The sequence below is a fragment of the Mesorhizobium sp. B2-4-13 genome, from assembly GCF_006658535.1.
GTDB lineage: Bacteria > Pseudomonadota > Alphaproteobacteria > Rhizobiales > Rhizobiaceae > Mesorhizobium > Mesorhizobium australicum.
In genome coordinates, this window is the sequence record NZ_VFVB01000001.1 from 25,817 (window position 1) to 41,741 (window position 15,925).

18 protein-coding genes, 1 tRNA gene and 1 pseudogene are annotated in these 15,925 nt (G+C 63.9%); 9 read left to right on the forward strand and 11 right to left on the reverse strand.

Annotated features, from left to right (window positions below; genetic code table 11):
- Window position 1 precedes the first annotated feature (1 nt).
- From FJ936_RS00140 to FJ936_RS30755, 4 genes and pseudogenes are all read right to left on the reverse strand, one after another.
- Window positions 2-487 carry an SRPBCC family protein gene (locus tag FJ936_RS00140; protein ID WP_015314541.1) on the reverse strand — a complete coding sequence of 162 codons (486 nt, stop codon included), beginning with the start codon at window positions 485-487 and terminating at the stop codon, window positions 2-4.
- Between the two features lie 2 nt (window positions 488-489).
- Entirely contained in the window at window positions 490-801 is a 312-nt protein-coding gene (locus FJ936_RS00145) for a metalloregulator ArsR/SmtB family transcription factor (protein WP_015314540.1), read from the reverse strand.
- 160 nt (window positions 802-961) lie between these two features.
- On the reverse strand, window positions 962-1,720 hold the full coding sequence (locus FJ936_RS00150; protein WP_141905967.1) for an SDR family NAD(P)-dependent oxidoreductase: 759 nt from the start codon (window positions 1,718-1,720) through the stop codon (window positions 962-964).
- A gap of 31 nt (window positions 1,721-1,751) precedes the next feature.
- Window positions 1,752-2,075, reverse strand: a pseudogene (locus FJ936_RS30755) (DapH/DapD/GlmU-related protein); the annotation flags it as partial.
- A gap of 1,293 nt (window positions 2,076-3,368) precedes the next feature.
- Here FJ936_RS30755 and FJ936_RS00165 point away from each other — a divergent pair.
- Window positions 3,369-3,608, forward strand: a complete 240-nt coding sequence (locus FJ936_RS00165) for a hypothetical protein (RefSeq protein WP_141905969.1) — start codon at window positions 3,369-3,371, stop codon at window positions 3,606-3,608.
- Between the two features lie 516 nt (window positions 3,609-4,124).
- Here the strand turns inward: FJ936_RS00165 and FJ936_RS30405 are convergent.
- From FJ936_RS30405 to FJ936_RS00190, 4 genes are all read right to left on the reverse strand, one after another.
- The gene (locus tag FJ936_RS30405; RefSeq protein ID WP_181763080.1) at window positions 4,125-4,268 is read right to left on the reverse strand and encodes a hypothetical protein; all 144 of its coding nucleotides are present in this window, start codon (window positions 4,266-4,268) and stop codon (window positions 4,125-4,127) included.
- Window positions 4,269-4,411: 143 nt separating this feature from the next.
- Window positions 4,412-4,488 (reverse strand) — tRNA-Arg (locus FJ936_RS00180).
- Between the two features lie 229 nt (window positions 4,489-4,717).
- Entirely contained in the window at window positions 4,718-5,641 is a 924-nt protein-coding gene (locus FJ936_RS00185; protein WP_015314520.1) for a DUF1003 domain-containing protein, read from the reverse strand.
- 254 nt (window positions 5,642-5,895) lie between these two features.
- Window positions 5,896-6,789: a D-alanyl-D-alanine carboxypeptidase family protein gene (locus FJ936_RS00190; protein WP_141905971.1), complete on the reverse strand. Its 894-nt coding sequence runs from the start codon at window positions 6,787-6,789 to the stop codon at window positions 5,896-5,898.
- A 258-nt stretch (window positions 6,790-7,047) separates the two neighbouring features.
- Here FJ936_RS00190 and FJ936_RS00195 point away from each other — a divergent pair, with 258 nt between their 5' ends.
- The 4 genes from FJ936_RS00195 (at window position 7,048) to FJ936_RS00210 (ending at window position 11,273) form a co-directional block, all read left to right on the forward strand.
- The gene (locus FJ936_RS00195; RefSeq protein WP_181763081.1) at window positions 7,048-8,859 is read left to right on the forward strand and encodes a methyl-accepting chemotaxis protein; all 1,812 of its coding nucleotides are present in this window, start codon (window positions 7,048-7,050) and stop codon (window positions 8,857-8,859) included.
- A 116-nt stretch (window positions 8,860-8,975) separates the two neighbouring features.
- Entirely contained in the window at window positions 8,976-10,073 is a 1,098-nt protein-coding gene (locus FJ936_RS00200) for a hypothetical protein (protein WP_141905972.1), read from the forward strand.
- 137 nt (window positions 10,074-10,210) lie between these two features.
- Window positions 10,211-10,831, forward strand: coding sequence for a nucleoside triphosphate hydrolase (locus FJ936_RS00205; RefSeq protein WP_141905973.1), 621 nt, complete (start codon window positions 10,211-10,213; stop codon window positions 10,829-10,831).
- Window positions 10,832-10,916: 85 nt separating this feature from the next.
- Window positions 10,917-11,273 (forward strand): hypothetical protein, encoded by a 357-nt coding sequence (locus tag FJ936_RS00210; RefSeq protein ID WP_141905974.1) that lies wholly within the window; start codon window positions 10,917-10,919, stop codon window positions 11,271-11,273.
- A 26-nt stretch (window positions 11,274-11,299) separates the two neighbouring features.
- Here FJ936_RS00210 and FJ936_RS00215 read toward each other — a convergent pair whose 3' ends face one another.
- The 3 genes from FJ936_RS00215 to FJ936_RS00225 form a co-directional block, all read right to left on the reverse strand.
- Window positions 11,300-12,004, reverse strand: coding sequence for a glutathione S-transferase N-terminal domain-containing protein (locus tag FJ936_RS00215; RefSeq protein ID WP_140615337.1), 705 nt, complete (start codon window positions 12,002-12,004; stop codon window positions 11,300-11,302).
- Between the two features lie 200 nt (window positions 12,005-12,204).
- The gene (locus FJ936_RS00220; protein ID WP_141905975.1) at window positions 12,205-13,413 is read right to left on the reverse strand and encodes a beta-ketoacyl-[acyl-carrier-protein] synthase family protein; all 1,209 of its coding nucleotides are present in this window, start codon (window positions 13,411-13,413) and stop codon (window positions 12,205-12,207) included.
- A 4-nt stretch (window positions 13,414-13,417) separates the two neighbouring features.
- Window positions 13,418-13,672 (reverse strand): acyl carrier protein, encoded by a 255-nt coding sequence (locus FJ936_RS00225; RefSeq protein ID WP_015314512.1) that lies wholly within the window; start codon window positions 13,670-13,672, stop codon window positions 13,418-13,420.
- Between the two features lie 201 nt (window positions 13,673-13,873).
- On the opposite strand from FJ936_RS00225, the gene FJ936_RS00230 reads away from it, so the two are divergent.
- Genes FJ936_RS00230 through FJ936_RS00245 form a run of 4 tightly spaced genes read left to right on the forward strand, consistent with a single transcriptional unit; the run spans window position 13,874 to window position 15,925 of the window.
- Entirely contained in the window at window positions 13,874-14,716 is an 843-nt protein-coding gene (locus tag FJ936_RS00230) for an urease accessory protein UreD (RefSeq protein WP_140719293.1), read from the forward strand.
- A 28-nt stretch (window positions 14,717-14,744) separates the two neighbouring features.
- Window positions 14,745-15,047: an urease subunit gamma gene (locus FJ936_RS00235; protein WP_015314510.1), complete on the forward strand. Its 303-nt coding sequence runs from the start codon at window positions 14,745-14,747 to the stop codon at window positions 15,045-15,047.
- Between the two features lie 10 nt (window positions 15,048-15,057).
- Window positions 15,058-15,312, forward strand: a complete 255-nt coding sequence (locus tag FJ936_RS00240) for a DUF1272 domain-containing protein (RefSeq protein ID WP_140615333.1) — start codon at window positions 15,058-15,060, stop codon at window positions 15,310-15,312.
- A gap of 25 nt (window positions 15,313-15,337) precedes the next feature.
- A complete protein-coding gene (locus FJ936_RS00245) occupies window positions 15,338-15,925 on the forward strand; it encodes a HupE/UreJ family protein (RefSeq protein WP_141905976.1) in 588 nt (195 codons plus the stop codon).

The following is a 15,925-nucleotide window of genomic DNA, read 5'->3' on the forward strand; positions in this document are numbered from 1 at the left end:
ATCAGGCCTGCCGAGCAACCAGATCGGCATAGCGCTGCAGGTAAAGCGGCCAGCCCTGATCGCCGGCGACGCTGTCGCGCACACCTTCCCAGCCCTGGCCATGGCGCTCCAGGTTGCGGTGCTCGATCTCGACGCGGGTACGCCCAGCCGTTTCGGCGGTGAACCGCACTTCCCACTCGCTGGTCTTGGCCGGATCGGTCTCGATGCGCCATTGCGGGCTGATGTCCCAGCTCAGGAGCACGCGGTTGGGGGGCTCATAGGCCAGCACGCGCGCCCAGCGGCACTCGCTGCCGTCGACGCCGCGGTCATAGACGTGGCCGCCGACGCGAGGCTCGAACACCGTCTCGGCGATCTGGGCTGCAAGCAGGTTATGCTCGGGCGGTTTGAAACTGCCGAAATCCTCGGTGAAGACCTTGAAGGCGCGCTCGATCGGCGCCTCGACGACGACGGATTGTTTCACGGAGGCGATGGGGATCTGGGTGTTCATGGTCACTCCTCTGGTGGGGTCTCGACGGCCAGCTTGTAGGCCGCGAGCGTCTTGCTCCAGAACCGGTCGAGCCAGGCGCGCATCTGGCCCAGCCCGTGCGGATCGATGTGGTAGACGTTGCTGGCGCCCTTCGGCTCCGCGCGCACCAGCCGCGAGTCGCGAAGCACCTTGAGATGCTGCGACACCGCGGACTGCGACACGCTGACCTGCCGCGTGACCTCCGCCACCGAGCGCGGACGCTCCGCGATCAGCTCGAAAATCTGCCTTCGGGTCGGATCGCCCAGGGCGGCAAGCTGTGCGCTATCAACAGTCATGACTTATGATTAGTGCAGGCTGATGATTGAGTCAAGTGACGGTGCCAGCGGCCAGGTGGCGGCGGGGAAATTTCTAACGAGATAGAGGTTACACTTCATTACGGTGGAAGGAGTTGCGCCAAGGTGGAAATCCGCCAAGGCATGAGACTGGCCGCGCCGTCTATCCCTTGCGTTCTTCAAGGCTGTTGCCGCCATCGACCACCAGCAAGGCGCCGTTGATATAGCTGGCGCTCTCGGAAGCCAGGAACACGACCGCCGCCGCGACCTCGTCGGGCCGGCCGGCGCGGCCCGGCGGCGCATGCAGGGCCGCCATCCGCTCCGCCTCGCTCGACGCGCCGGTTTCGATCCAGCCGGGCGCGACGGCATTGGCGGTGACCCCGTGGCGCGCCGCTTCCAGCGCCAATGTCCGGGTCAGGCCGACCATGCCGGCCTTCGCCGCGGAATAGGCGGCGGTGCCCTGGTAGGAGACCAGCGGCCCGGTCACCGACGCGACGTTGACGATGCGCCCATACCCCGTTTCGACCATCGCCGGCAGAAACGCCCTGGTGACGAGAAACGCGGTCTTCAGGCTGGTCTCGATGCCCCGGTCCCACTCGGCCTCGCTCATCGCCAGGAACGTCTTGTCCACGGACGGCGACGCCAGCGATCCCATGCCGGCATTGTTGACCAGGATAGCGACAGCGCCGACCTCGGCCCGCAGCCGCTCCACCTCCGTCGCGATGGTAAGATCGGCGACTGCAGCCGTGGCATCGACGCCATCGCCGCGAAGCTCGCCAGCGCGCTCCAGCACCCGCGCGCTGGCGCCGGTCAGGAAAACCGCATGCCCGGCCCGGCCAAACTGCCGCGCAATGGCAAAGCCGATGCCGTCAGCCGCGCCGGCGCCGGTGATCAGGACACGCCTGGTGGTGGTTGTGGCCAAGTCTGGCTCCAAGAGGTGGGGCGCTGACGCGCTATGACACGCGGTGGGCGGCTATGAAGGCGTCAATAGGCCCAAACATCCTCGGCTGTTCAGCTTTGATTTTCTCATCGCTCCATTCCCACCAGCGGATAGCGAGCAAACTCGCTATCTGGTCGTCGGCAAACCTGTTTCGGATGAACCTGGCGGGATTGCCCGCGACGATCGCGTAGGGCGCCACGTCCTTCGTGACTATCGAGCCGGCACCGACAACAGCTCCGCCTCCAATCGTGATGCCGGGCATGATAATTGCGCGAAATCCGATCCATACGTCGTTGCCGATGTCTGTCGGTCCGCCGACCGACAAATGACCGTTCGCGTCTTCTCGCGTGGAAAACTCGAATGGGGAGGTCGACACAAGGTTCGTGGGGTGATTTGCGCGGCAAAAAAACATGACCTCGGGCGCGACAGAACAGAATGCTCCTATCCTCAGAGGTGAGGTCTCATCACAGCAAAAAACACTGCTGGGACGCACGCCATATGTGCTTCGTCCAACCGATACATGCTGCGGAAGCACAACCTCTGGCCGCCTAAGGCCGAGTTTTATTCTAAGTTTCCTCGCAAAGCCCATTGAAAATCCAACATTAGTCGACTGGATTTGGATTGGCCCTGTCTATCGACCTGGTTCGGCTTTCGCAACGCCTTCAGCAGAGGTCCGCGACGACGGCATCGCCGCGGCCGCAGCGATGGCCTGCTTCCTGTTCAGATGCATTCAGGAACAAGGAACACATCCCCTTGCCAGTCAAACGGCCTCGGACACTTCTCATGGTCCTCCACGTTCCCCAAAGCATATTCGAGATGAATTAGCCGAAACTAATCTCCGTCCCTTGCGCTCTTGCCGTCTCGTCTACGTGGGCAGGGTGGCGCTTGGCAGGATTCAGAAAATTCCAGTGTCGGCGGTGTCTCGGCGCCGGGAAGGTATTCGACTGCGGAAAATGGTTGGCCTCGAACGGCACTTGTTGCCCGCATGGGGCTCACCGACCGGGCTGCAAAGGTTCTACTGTCAGATGCCCGGCATGTCGCGGCAGCGGTCTGCAGGGCCCGGAACTTACACCTCCAACAGATCGGTAGGACTGCGGCGAGGGAAGGGCGGCAGCCTGATTCATAGTTCACCATTAACATAAGTGATTTCCCCAAAGCAGCCTTCGGTCTTCCCTTAGCGGCGGGCAGAGCGGGGGCGCATCGGGGAGCGCAAAATGATAGCATTCGTTGGCCGAGCCGGAGGAAGTTTCGAAGCCGCAATGATCGTAGTCATGGTCTTGGCTGCAGTCGGAATAATCCTAATCATCACGACAGAGATTTTCTGAGGCGGTCGGTCAGCGGGCTCGTCTCTCCTCTCGGCAATCGAGCAGCTTCGCTTGGCGCAGCTTTTCTTCGCCCTTCAGGAACTTCACACGCCCGACGAGGCGGGCCTTGAGACATTCGGCTTGTCATTCTTGAGGCCCTTCGGGGCTTGACCGCCAGGCCGAAACGTCGTGCTTCATTCTACGTGCCGGAGCAACTCTCGGCCGAGGCGCTTGCCCACCACCCATGGCGCATATCCCGCCCTCTTCGGCCGCCGGAACTAAAAGCGACATGGGAGATTTCCGGAGACAAGACCGGAGCAACCATCATGCTGATCGGAGACTTCGACACCCAAACTGTGAAGCACAGCGCGTTGTACCGAGACGCCAAGCTCGCAATGCTCACGCACCAGGTGCTCTATCGTATGGAGCTTACAGGAACCGCGGCTGGCGGAGTCGAGCACGCGCTGGCGGAGTTTGCTCAAGCCACCCAGGCCGCCTTCGATGCTTCAAGCGGCTCGCTCGCAGCTTTCCTTCATTTGGAACCCAATCAGACCTTGGGAATGTAAACAGCACCTGGCTTGTCGGCGGGCCGGTATAACAGCTCCGGCTTTCTGGATCGCGTGGTGCTCCTTAAGCACTGCTTGTGGAAACTTGTCTTGGGACAAGCGAGCCTCACCCCGTCTGCCATCACCAACTCGGCTGACAGCCAGAAGGCGCTGCCAATACATTGCAGAAGTACAAGCAGCGAAGGGAAGTCGGCTGCGTTTGCCCGAACTCGGCTTCGTCAGACTGTTCCCAACCGGGACAGAGGAACGCCCGCCACCTTTCGGCAGCGGGCTCCTGCGATAGCGGTGCCGTCAGCCGGACGTGCTTGGCCGAATGATGATAGCGGAAGGTCCCGGACCTGCCGTGACCTTGGATAGCCGCTGGCATTTAATGAGAACGGGAGGTTCGTATGTCTTCTTCATCCTTGCTCCTTGGTGCAGACCTGACTTGCCAGTCGCTGTGGGCCCGCCTCACTGGCGGCGAAGCGGGCCCGGCCAGGTCTTGCGAGACCTGACCAGCAGCGAGGGAAGCTGCCGTCATTCGAACCAGCCGAGGAACAGCAGGTTCCCGAATGTTGCATAAAAAGGGCGCCGCCGGAGCCAGCGCCAGGTCACATGGAAAGGGCAATCGGAGTAAGTGGCCGGCTCCCGAACCTTGGCATCAAACAGGTCGAGGATCATATCTGGCTGGCCAGCTTCATGGACTATGATTGGGATATTTCGATGATGAGACATGCAGGCTCGACCACTTCGAGGCCAAAAGTGTTACCCATGTCTCCGGTATAAACCGTAACCTATGTGTCCGGAACGGACCCGGCTTGAGATGGCGCACCCGACAGGATTCGAACCTGTGACCTCTGCCTTCGGAGGGCAGCGCTCTATCCAGCTGAGCTACGGGTGCTTTCAGGGCGAAGAGCCCGGAAAACGAACCAGCCGGCAAACCGGCAAGTCACGGCTTCTTAGCGGAAGCGGGCGCGGGCTTCAACGGGCAATTGGCGGCGTTGCGAACTTGGCTTGATGCGTCTGGGCCTCGCGTACGGCATCCTGCTCTTCGCAGGCTCAGGGCGTTCGAAGCTCGAAAGGCCAAGCAGTTGGCTTTTCGTCCGCTACACGGACCACTCCTCACCCCTTCACTGCTCTACCGGGCTCTTCACCGGCCGCCGCCCGCGCACCGCCCGCTTTGCCTTCTTGGCGCTCGCCAGCTCATGCATGGCATCGAGCTGCATCTGCTGCATCTCGGCCAGCCGCGTCCATTGCCGCGAGATGAGGTAGTCGAGCTTTTCGTGCAGGTGGCGGACTTCCAGTTCGGCCTTGAGGTTGACGCGGTAGTCGTTGAAGGAGCGCAGCCGATCCTTGGCCTCCGTCCGTCTCTGGCTCATCATGATGATCGGCGCCTGGACGGCGGCGATGCAGGAGAGCAGCAGGTTGAGCAGGATGAAGGGGTAGGGGTCGAAGGCGCCCGCCATGCCCGCGATCAGGTTGATGCCGATCCACACCAGGAGCACACTGGCGAACGAGATCAGGAACCACCAGCTGCCGCCGAAGGCGGCCATGTTGTCGGAAACGCGGTCGGCGAAGGAGCGGTGCTCCTCGAATTCTTCTTCGCTGTTCTCCGAGATCGTGTCCTGCCGGGCGATCGATTCCACCACCTGGCGGTCGAGCTCGGAGAATTCGCCGTGCTCCTGCTGTAAGAGCTCCTCCATGTAGCGCATGCGGTAGCGGCCGAGCTCCTCGCGGCTGATGCGCGCGCCCTTGGGCAGGTCGGGGTGGTCCGAATGAATGCGGTCGGCGAGGCTCGGGCGCAGCGTGTCGATGCGCACAAGGTCGCGCTTGCGGAATTTGCGGCCCGAGATCGCCGACGGCTTTTTCTTCGGCTTCAGCCGCGATGCGCCGGGGCCTGACGGTTCGGAGTCCGGCACTTCGGGCGTGTCGAAATGCTCGTCGGAAACCTCGTGCAAATCCTCTTGCGTGGTCGGCGCCTCGAAATACTCGCCGCCGCTGTCGTTCTCATTGTCGGCCGACTTCTGCTCGGATGCCTTGGGAACGGTGCTCATGATGGGCTCCTGCGCTGTAAGTTAGGATACGCTGAGGCGACGGCGCTTATCCACTGTCGGATTTCGCAGCCTATGCCACGTCTTCCGCACGATTGCGTGACAGTCGCAAGATGGTAGCCGGCTGTGAGGTTTTTACAGTGACCAAGGCACGACTTGGGTCGGCGTCCGCCCAAGGGCGGACCGTGTCTTCACCGTTCATCGGACAAAAAGCCAGGCAAGTGGCTTTTTGTCCGCTGCGCGGATCACGCCTCACTTCACTGCTGTTCGGCGAACATCAGCCTGGTCTTGGTGTCGGCCATGGTGGGCGACAGGCTGCGCTGGATCAGCGCTTCGACATGGTCGTTGCGCTGGCGGGCACTGTCGGCGCCCATCACCACCACGATCAGCTGGCGGCCGTCGGCATCGTAGGAGGTGACGATGTTGAAGCCGGAAGCCCTGATATAGCCTGTCTTGATGCCGTTCACGCCGCGCACGCGGCCGAGCATGTCATTATGGCCGCGCACCAGCCGGCCGCGAAACATGAAGTCGCTTTCGGAGAAATAATGGAAGTGCTGCGGGAAGCGCCGCTGCAGCGACATGCCGAGCACCGCCATGTCGTGGGCGGTCGTCATCTGGCCGTCGTCGGGCAGGCCCGATGCGTTGCGGAAGGTGGTGCTGCTCATGCCGAGCTGGCGCGCCTTGGATGTCATCATGGCGGCGAACTGGTCTTCAGAGCCGCCGAGATATTCGCCCACCGCCACCGCCACGTCATTGGCCGATTTGACGACGATGGCGCGGATGGCGGAATCGACATCGATCGTCTCCCCACGCCGGAAACGCATCTTGGTCGGCGGCTGCGAGGCGGCGTGGTCGGATACCGGGATTTGCGTTTCCTTGGTGACGCGGCCGGTCTCCATCGCCTCGAACAGAAGATAGAGCGTCATCATCTTGGTCAGCGAGGCCGGATAGCGCTGCGCCGTCGAATTGACCTCGAACAGCTGCTTGCCGCTCTTTCCGTCGACGACGATGGCCGCGTATTTCTGCGGCGGCGCCGGCACGGCCAGAACGCTGTCGGGCGGAGCCGTGGTCGAGCAGCCGGCGATCAGGGCTGCCAGGGCCAGGACAGCCAGGATTTTCTGGAAGAGCGGAAAGAGACGCGGCAAGGACAAGGGCTGGACTGTTCTGGCGATGCTGTTGCTGAGATAAGGCGAAGCTAACGTAACGCGGCGGGTGCGTCCATTTGGTTAATGCCGGTTAGCCCCGGGAATGTCGAGTGCCGGCGCGACCTGTTTCCCCACCCGCCAAAGCGGGGAAGAGGAACCAGGCCTTGCCACCGCCCCGAAATCGCCCGTTTCCTGTCTTTCCTTGCCAAAGCAGCGTTTCCCGTGGGAAGGAGCGTGGCATCTGGCGGCAGGGGGGCTCGCAAAATGGCTGACATTGGGGCTGGCGCCGCGCCGTCATTGATCAGGGCGTCGCTCAGCCGCACCGGCAAATGGGCCGGCAGCATCGCCTTCATCGGCGGCGCCGTTTCCGACATCCTCAACCCGCTGGCGCCGTTCGCCGCCTATATCGCGCTGGCTGCCTCGATCGCGGCCGTCGTGATCGCCATTGCCATCGTGCTCAGGCTCGTGCTGGCGGCCAAGGCACTGCCGGCGCTGGTGTTCGCCACCAGTGCGGCGGCGGTTGCCGGCGGCGTCTACGCCGTGCAGAAGGAGACCAATTCGCAGAACGGCATCATCGCCAGCCTGGTGCCGGCGATCGCGCAACTGCAGCAGTCGATGGGCATCGTCGCCGAAAAGGTGGCCAGGATCGAGCAGACGGTCACGCAAACCCAGAAGACCGTCGAAGAGGTCAAGAAATCGACCGACACGGTTGCCCAGAAAACCGATCAGATCGCCTCCGCCCAGCAGCAGCAAGCGGCCCAAGGCGCCGCGACGCAAAGGACCGTCGAAGCGGTCAAGCAAACCACCGAGACACTCGTGGGCGGCCAGCAGCAGCAAGTGGCCCAGGCCGAAAAGCTTCAGGCGACGACTGAGCAGATCGCCGCCTCGATCGACACGATAGCCAAGGGGTTTGCCACCTTGGCCGCGCAAGGCGGCGCCATCGCCGAGCCGAAGCGGCCGGACGAGTTCTACCACAATGCCCGCGTCTACGAGCTCTCGGGCGACATGCTCAACGCGCGGCGCTCCTACCTCGCCTTTGCCGGCTTCGATGTCGACGCCATCGACCCCTATACGCGCTTTGCCACACTTCTGCGGGTCCAGGATGGCAAGGCCGGCGCCCGCGAGGTGTTCGGCCAGCTCGCGGAGAAAGCCAAGGCGCCATCGATCAAGCTCGTCCACCTGCTGCAGTTCGACGATACGCAGCGGCTCGACAAGCTCAACGCCTTCATCGCCGCCAATCCGGACTATGCGCCGGCCTATTTCCTGTTGGCGCAGGAGTTCTCGGAGGATCGGCTCGGCAGCCAGACGCTGGCCGATAAGCGCAGCGAAGCCCAGGCGCTGACCAAGTTCGTCTCTTACGAGAAGGATGGCGGACTGCTGGGATATTTCGTCGACCAGACCCAGCTTGCCGACTGGCTGGACCGCGGCCGCGGCCGGCTGGCGGCCCTTGGCGACGTGCTCGACCCCGCCCGCTTCGCGCCGTCGCTGACGCCGATGCGTTCCAACCAGGGCTGGTCGATGACCATTTCGCTGCCCGAGCCGGCGACCGCGATATCCTGGCGTCTGGGCGGCAGCGGTCCCTTCACCGACACCGGCCTGCTGGCGCTCAACGACCAGCGAACCGGCAAGCCGATGCCCAATCCGAGCTTCGAATTGCCCGACAGCACGGCGCAGACCACGATCGCGATCAAATACCTCGACATCAGGGGGCGCGAGGCCGGCCCGTTTGACATAAGCTTCGACCCGGATGCCGCCCTGCAACAGGGCAACAAGCAGATCCTCGACCAGTTCTGGACCTCTTGGATCGCCTTCGACGCCAGCGGCAATCATGGATTGGTCTATTTCACGCAGATGCTGTCCTACCGCTGCGCCATCAAGGAAGTGCATTACAGCCTGAATGGTGCCGCGCTCGACAAGACCCTTCCCATGCCGCCCTGCAATGCCAGGGACCCCTACGCCATCCCCGATGATTTCCAGCCCTATTTCAAGGTCGCCGAAAGCGTGACCTCGATCTCGGTGCAGGTGACCTATACCGACGGGACGAAATCGCCGGTGCGGGACTACAAGCGGCAATAGGGCTGGCATTTTCCGACGAAGCGAGCGCAAAACCGATGCAAAATACGCGCCCGCGCGCTTGCGCGGTGCGCCGAACGGGTTCTTCTTGGCACCCGTCGGATTCGGGTGAGAGAGCCATGGATACAGTCACGATCAACGCCAAGGGCATTTCGGTTTCGCTCGACCTCACGGTCGGCCACATCGCCGACATGATCATCGAGAGCGGCGCGCGCCGGTTGAAGCCGCTGCACCGCGCACCCTGGGTCGACGCGGGCGAGACGCTGCCTCCAGACCTGCCGCGAGGCACCGTCAGGCTCTCCGGCGACTTTCTGTGCGCGCCGTTTTCGCGCAGCGATGTCGAGCAGGCGCCGCTGCATGGCTGGCCGGCCAACAGCGCCTGGGATGTGGTCGACAGCGGCGCCACGGATGGTGGCTGGCGCGCGGTCTTCCGGCTGCGCCACAAGGTGATGGGCGCCAGCGTCGACAAGATTTTCACGCTGCTCGACAACCATCCTTTTCTCTACCAGGAACATGTGTTTTCCGGCGGGTCCGGCGCGATCTCGGTCGCCCATCACCCGATGACGGCAATGAAAGGCGGCGGCAGGCTGGCTTTCTCGCCGAAGCGGTTTGCCGCCACGCCAGCCGACCCGCTGGAGCCGGACCCCGTGCGCGGCCGCTTCATGCTGGCCTACCCCGGTCGGTCGTCGGACCTCGGGCATTTCCCTGCTGCCGGCGGCGGCACGCTCGATCTGGCGGATTACCGCATGGATGACCGGCGCGAGGATTTCCTCACCCTGGTCGAGGCCGACCATGGCGGGCCGGGCTGGACCGCGCTGGCGCGCCAGGCCGAGGACGATTTGGTGCTGGTGCTGAAGAACCCGGCCGAACTGCCTGTTACCATGCTCTGGTTCAGCAATGGCGGGCGCGACTACGCGCCGTGGAGCGGCCGCCATCTCGGCGTGCTCGGCATCGAGGATGGGCGCACCGCGGTCGGCCACGCCGCCTCGCTTGGCGACAACTGGCTGAAGCGCGAGGGCGTGGCGACCGCGTTCGCGCTCGGCCAGGATCGCGGCGTCTCGTTCCGCCATGTCATCGGTGCGTTGCCCCTGTCGGGTGGCGAGCCTCCGCGCGCGATCACCACGGCGGGTGGCCGCCTGCGGTTGGCTGGCGCCGCGGTATCGGAGGTCCCGTTCGATAGCGAATTTCTGCGTATCGGCCAGCCAGCGGCATGCTGAAGACAAAGCCGTAACGGACTAATCGCAGTCGCCACTGCTGACTCCACAACCGGTCGCTCTAAATCGTGCAAATCGCGGTTTGAAATTTCAAGCGACCGCCGACAAGATGCGTCCAAATCCGCGGAAGGAGCCGAAAAATGTCCGAAATCGCCCACCTCGCCGCCACCATCTTCAAGCGCGCCGGCAAGGCAAATCGCTTCATCGTCGCCATTGCCGGGCCGCCGGGTGCCGGCAAGTCGACACTGTCGGCAAGCCTGCATGACCTTTTGCCGGGAGGCGCGGTGGAGGTCGTGCCCATGGACGGCTTCCACTATGACGACATCGTGCTCGAGCGGCGCGGTCTGCGGGCGCGAAAGGGCGCGCCCGACACGTTCGACTTTGGCGGCTTCGAGACGCTTTTGAAGCGCATCCGCGCCGGCGAGGCCGAGATTGCCATTCCGGTGTTCGACCGCGGCATGGAATTGTCGCGCGCCGCCGCGGCGATTGTCGGCGCCGAGACCAAGTTCATCCTGGTGGAAGGCAATTACCTGCTGCTCGACGAGGAGCCGTGGTTGCGCCTGGCGCCGCTGTTCGATTTCTCGATCTTCGTCGACGTGCCGCGCAACGAGCTCGAACGCCGCCTGATGGAACGCTGGCACGAGCATGGACGTTCCGAGGCGGATGCGCGCGCCTGGATCGCCTCCAACGACATGCCCAACATCGAACGCGTGCTTGCGCGGCGCCGGGCGGCCGACCTGGTCTTTGGTCAACCCGGTTAATTTTCAGTATTTTTCGGCGGGAACCTTAAGACTTACAACGCGTTATCCCGATCAGGCAATCATGCCAGAAGAGGGATTCCGTCCGATGGCAGCAAACACAAAAAAGCCCGCCAGGGGCAAGTCAGCACAACCGAGAGTGCCGCGGTCGACGGCCGGGGCTGGCCCGGCGATCGCCCAGCGCTCCAAGGATGCGAAGGCCTTCGGCAAGGCGGCGCCGAAAAAAGTCGTGCCAGGGTCGAAAGCGACCGTGCCGAAAGCGGCCGCCAAGCCCGCCCAGGCGAAGAAGCCGGCCCCAGCCGGCGGCTCGAAAGCAGGCGGCGGCTCGAAGGTTCGCACCGCGGCCAATGTCGCCGCTGGCGCGGTCGTGGCCACGGCGCGTGGCGTGGCATCCCTTGCCGCCTCCGTGGTCGGCAGGGGCGGACCCAAGGCGAAAGCAAAGTAGGCCGCTCTTCCCGTGGGCTGACGGGTTCAGCCTCGCGCCGGAATGGTCAGGCCTTTCTGCACCGCCGGCCGCGCCAGGCCTCGCTCCAGCCAGGCTGCCAGATTGGCGAAATCGTCGAAGCCGACCAGATCGCGGGCTTCGTAGAAGCCGATCAGGTTGCGCACCCAGCCGAGCAGCGAGATGTCGGCGATGGTGTAGTCATTGTCCATGATCCACTTGCGGCCCTTCAGCCTGACGTCGAGAACGCCGAGCAGGCGGCGCGATTCGTCGCGGTAGCGCTCCAGCGGCCGCTTGTCGGCGATCTCGCGGCCGGCGAATTTGTGGAAGAACCCGACCTGGCCGAACATCGGCCCAATCGCCGCCATCTGGAAGAAGACCCACTGGATCGTCTCGTAGCGCCGCGCCGCGTCGACAGGCATGAGCAGGCCGGTCTTTTCCGCCAGGTAGAGCAGGATCGCACCGGATTCGAACAGGCCGATCGGCGCACCGTCCGGTCCGTCGGGATCGATGATCGCCGGGATCTTGCCGTTGGGATTGAGCGACAGGAATTCCGGGGTCCAGCTCTCGTTCTTGCCGATGTTGATCAGGTGCGGCTCATAGGGCAGGCCGATTTCCTCCAGCGCGATCGAGATCTTCACGCCGTTCGGCGTCGTTGCCGAGTAGAGCTGGATCTGGTCCGGATGCTTGGCCGGCCAGCGGCTTGCGATCGGAAAGGCGGACAGGTCGGCCATCGGGAACTCCTGAGCGGGGGGATGCGCACCAAGCGGTGCGATATTGGCGGGTCGGCCAAGAATTAGGGCTGCGGCGAGGCCGGATCAATATGGCGGCGCCGCTTTCACCACGCACGGACAGTCACCCAATTCGGACCGCGCGAACGGTGGTGACCGCGCGGCCAGGTGGTGACCGCCCGGCCGGTGGTAACCGCCCGGGGTCAGATTGCCTTGAAGGCCAGCACGGCATTGGTGCCGCCAAAGGCAAAGCCATTGCTGATGGCGGCGCGCACCTTGCGCTCGCGCGCGACATTCGGCGTGACGTCGAGATCGCAGTCGGGATCGGCCTCGCGGTAATTCGCCGTTGGCGGCACAACGCCTTCGCGGATCGCCATGACGCAGGCGATCATCTCCAGCCCGCCCGAGGCGCCGAGGCAATGCGCGTGCATCGACTTGGTCGAGGAAACGGATAGCGCGCGCGCATGGTCGCCGAAGACGCGCTTGATGGCGAGGGTTTCGATCTGGTCGTTGGCCTTGGTGCCGGTGCCGTGTGCGTTTAGGTAGTCGATATCCTCTGGATTGAGCCCGGCATCCGCCAGGCAGAAGCGCATCGCCGCTTCCGGCCCCTCGACGGTCGGCGCGACGATATCGGAGGCATCGGCTGAAAGGCCGGCGCCGGCGATTTCAGCCAAAATGGTGGCGCCGCGTGCCATCGCATGGTCGTAGCTTTCCAGAACCGCCATGCCGGCGCCTTCGCCCAGCACCAGCCCCTGGCGGTCGGCCGAGAACGGCCTGCATGTGTCGGGCGAGAGCACACGCAGCGCCTCCCAGCCCTTCAGCACGCCCCACACCAGCGGCGCATCGGTGCCGCCGGCCACCATCACGTCGGCGCGGCCGAGCCTGATCTGGTCGACCGCCGATGCGATGGCATGATTGGCCGACGAACAGGCCGAAGTGACGCCGAACACCGGTCCGCGCAAGCCCAAATGCATGCTGACCTGACCGGCGGCGGCGCCGGGCATCACTCTCGGAACGGTGAAGATGCCGGCGCGATTCTTGCCCTCGATCAGGATGGCGCGATAATTCTCCTCGACGGTCTCGAAGCCGCAGACGCCAACACCGACAATGGTTCCCATCCGATAGGTGTTGTCCGCATGCGGGATCAATCCGGACTGCCGCATGGCTTCTTTCGCCGCGAGCACCGCCAGCAGGCTGAAGCGATCCATCGACACCAGTTGCTTACGCTCGATGCCGTGATCCGGCAGGGCTTTGATCTCGCAGCCGGTCTTGACCTTCAGGTCGTGCAGGAAGGGATTGTCGATCGGGCCAATCGCCGACCGACCGGCCCGCATCTCGGCCCAGATTGCCTGCGCATCGGTGCCCAAACCGCACAGTCCACCGATGCCGGTAATGACGACGCGCTTCAGCATTCGGTCAGGCTTTTTTCGCGATCAGCGCACGAACGGCCTCGACCATGTCGCCGACGTTCTTCAGATTGCTCCAGGCATCGACCGTGTTCATCTCGATCTCGATGCCATATTGCTCCTCGAGGTCGAAGATGATCTCGGTCAGCTCCAGCGAATGGATGCCGAGCGCCGTCAATTCGGTTGTGGTGGTGATTTCCTCACCGCCCGGCTCGGCATGGGCCTTGATCTTCTCGATGATGTCCGCTGCCAGCTGGTCAGCCATTCGGTTTCTTCCCCACTGTGTCGTTTCCGACGCCAACTGAACGGCGCCTTCTTGTCCTCGATATCAGGCCGCGATCTTCGCCTTATCCCTCCGCCAAGCGTCGCCTGACCGTACCAAGGTGGTTCCCTCTATAGAAACGGAAACGCCATCAAGCAACAAGCTATATGTCGACAAAAGCGCCACAGTGCTTAACCTGACGGCGTGGATACGATCGAAAATACCAAGTTTTCAGGTCAGCTGGCCCAGCGCGCGGCGGGCAAGGCGCGGCTAGGTTGCGCCAGCATTGACGGCCGCACGCGGCTGCGGCGCCTCTATCAGGACGGCTCCGCCAAGATAAGGCTGCCGTATGTTTCGGCCGGCCCGCTGGAGGCCGTCCTGATCAACACCGCCGGCGGGCTGACCGGCGGCGACCGCCTCGGCTGGGATGTCGATGTCGGCCCGCATGCCAGCGCGGGGATAACGACCCAGGCCTGCGAAAAAGTCTATCGCGCCGCATCGGACCATGCCGAAGTCCGGGTCAGGCTGACCGTCGGAGAGAACGGCAGCATCGCCTGGCTGCCGCAGGAAACCATCGTCTTCGATCGCGCCGCGTTTGTCCGTACGTTGGACGTCGAGCTTGCCGCGGGGGCCGAGGCGCTGGTGCTGGAAGCGGCCGTCTTCGGCCGCCTGGCCATGGGCGAACGTGCCACACAGGGCACTTTTCGCGACCGCTGGCGTATCCGCAGGGAAGGAACCCTCATCCACGCCGAGGATTTCCGCATCGGACCTGATATCGCCGACATCATGGCCCGTCCGGCGATAGCAAATGGCGCGATCGCCGTGGCTACGCTGCTGCTGGTGTCGCCGCGCGCGGAAGCCCTGCTCGACCAGGCCAGGGAGATCATTGGCGACCGGGGTGGCGCCAGCGTCTGGACCGTGAAGACATCTGGCAAGCTTCTTGCGAGGCTTTACGCCGAGGACGGCTACCAGCTGCGCCAGCGGCTGGTCCCGCTCGTCGGATTGCTCAACGGAAAAGCGGGGCTGCCCAAATTATGGTCACTGTGACTGTGCCCGCATCATTTCAGGAAGACGCATGAACCTGACGCCAAGGGAAAAGGACAAGCTGCTGATCGCCATGGCGGCGATCGTGGCGCGCAAGCGGCTGGAGCGCGGCGTCAAGCTCAATCATCCGGAAGCGATCGCGCTGATCACCGATTTCGTCGTCGAGGGCGCCCGCGATGGTCGCCCGGTGGCCGAGTTGATGGAGGCCGGCGCCCATGTCGTCAGCCGCGCTCAGGTGATGGAAGGCATCGCCGAGATGATCCATGACGTACAGGTGGAAGCGACCTTTCCCGACGGCACCAAGCTGGTGACCGTGCACGAACCGATCCGGTGAGGAGACAGACATGCTTGAACTGCGCCCGAACTGTGAATGCTGTGACAAGGATCTGCCGCCGGAAGCGACGGATGCGCGGATCTGCACCTTCGAGTGCACCTTCTGCACCGGCTGCGTCGAAAACGTGCTTGGCGGCGTCTGCCCGAACTGCGGCGGCAATTTTACGGCCCGGCCGATCCGCCCCGCCGCGATGCTGAAGAAATATCCGGCTTCGACCAAACGCGTGCTCAAGGCCGAGGGCTGCGGCCCCCGCAAGGCCGCGTGACACCGCAAAACGAAAGGCAAGTAAAATGATCCCTGTCAAACGCCTGTGCCTCTCGGCGATCCTGCTCGTGGCCGCGGCGATGCCTGCCTACGCCCATGTCGGTATCGGCACGACCTCCTCCGCCATGGCCGGCTTCACGCATCCGCTGTCGGGCCTCGACCACATGACGGTGATGCTCGCCGTCGGTCTGTGGGCAGCCCTCAAGGGCGGCAAGGCGATCTGGGTCTGGCCGGCGGCGTTCGTCGGTGTCATGCTGGGTGGCGCGGCCCTGGGCATGGCCCATGTGCCGCTGCCCTTCGTCGAGCCGGGTATACTGGCCTCCGTCGTGGCGCTCGGCCTGCTGGTGGCGCTGGCGGTCGATCTGCCTGTTTCGGCCGGTGTCGCCATCATCGGCCTGTTCGCGCTGTTGCACGGCCATGCCCATGGCACGGACGTGCCGGAAAATGCCGGCGGCCTCGAATATATGGCCGGTTTTGCCGTCGCCACCGTGCTGCTCCATGCGATCGGCATCGCCGTCGGGCTTGGCCTCGGCATGAGGTCCCGCGGCGTGGCCCGCGTCATGGGCGCCGCCTGCGCGGCGATCGGCATCGGCCTCGCCTTCGGCGTCGTGTGA

Coding starts and splice junctions, on each gene's coding strand:
- FJ936_RS00210 (WP_141905974.1), top strand. CDS start 10,917: ATGGCAGCAAACACAAAAAAGCCCGCCAGGGGCAAGTCAGCACAACCG.
- FJ936_RS30405 (WP_181763080.1), bottom strand. CDS start 4,268: ATGATCCTCGACCTGTTTGATGCCAAGGTTCGGGAGCCGGCCACTTAC.
- FJ936_RS00240 (WP_140615333.1), top strand. CDS start 15,058: ATGCTTGAACTGCGCCCGAACTGTGAATGCTGTGACAAGGATCTGCCG.
- FJ936_RS00165 (WP_141905969.1), top strand. CDS start 3,369: ATGCTGATCGGAGACTTCGACACCCAAACTGTGAAGCACAGCGCGTTG.
- FJ936_RS00145 (WP_015314540.1), bottom strand. CDS start 801: ATGACTGTTGATAGCGCACAGCTTGCCGCCCTGGGCGATCCGACCCGA.
- FJ936_RS00235 (WP_015314510.1), top strand. CDS start 14,745: ATGAACCTGACGCCAAGGGAAAAGGACAAGCTGCTGATCGCCATGGCG.
- FJ936_RS00205 (WP_141905973.1), top strand. CDS start 10,211: ATGTCCGAAATCGCCCACCTCGCCGCCACCATCTTCAAGCGCGCCGGC.
- FJ936_RS00140 (WP_015314541.1), bottom strand. CDS start 487: ATGAACACCCAGATCCCCATCGCCTCCGTGAAACAATCCGTCGTCGTC.
- FJ936_RS00225 (WP_015314512.1), bottom strand. CDS start 13,672: ATGGCTGACCAGCTGGCAGCGGACATCATCGAGAAGATCAAGGCCCAT.
- FJ936_RS00215 (WP_140615337.1), bottom strand. CDS start 12,004: ATGGCCGACCTGTCCGCCTTTCCGATCGCAAGCCGCTGGCCGGCCAAG.
- FJ936_RS00220 (WP_141905975.1), bottom strand. CDS start 13,413: ATGCTGAAGCGCGTCGTCATTACCGGCATCGGTGGACTGTGCGGTTTG.
- FJ936_RS00200 (WP_141905972.1), top strand. CDS start 8,976: ATGGATACAGTCACGATCAACGCCAAGGGCATTTCGGTTTCGCTCGAC.
- FJ936_RS00245 (WP_141905976.1), top strand. CDS start 15,338: ATGATCCCTGTCAAACGCCTGTGCCTCTCGGCGATCCTGCTCGTGGCC.
- FJ936_RS00195 (WP_181763081.1), top strand. CDS start 7,048: ATGGCTGACATTGGGGCTGGCGCCGCGCCGTCATTGATCAGGGCGTCG.
- FJ936_RS00185 (WP_015314520.1), bottom strand. CDS start 5,641: ATGAGCACCGTTCCCAAGGCATCCGAGCAGAAGTCGGCCGACAATGAG.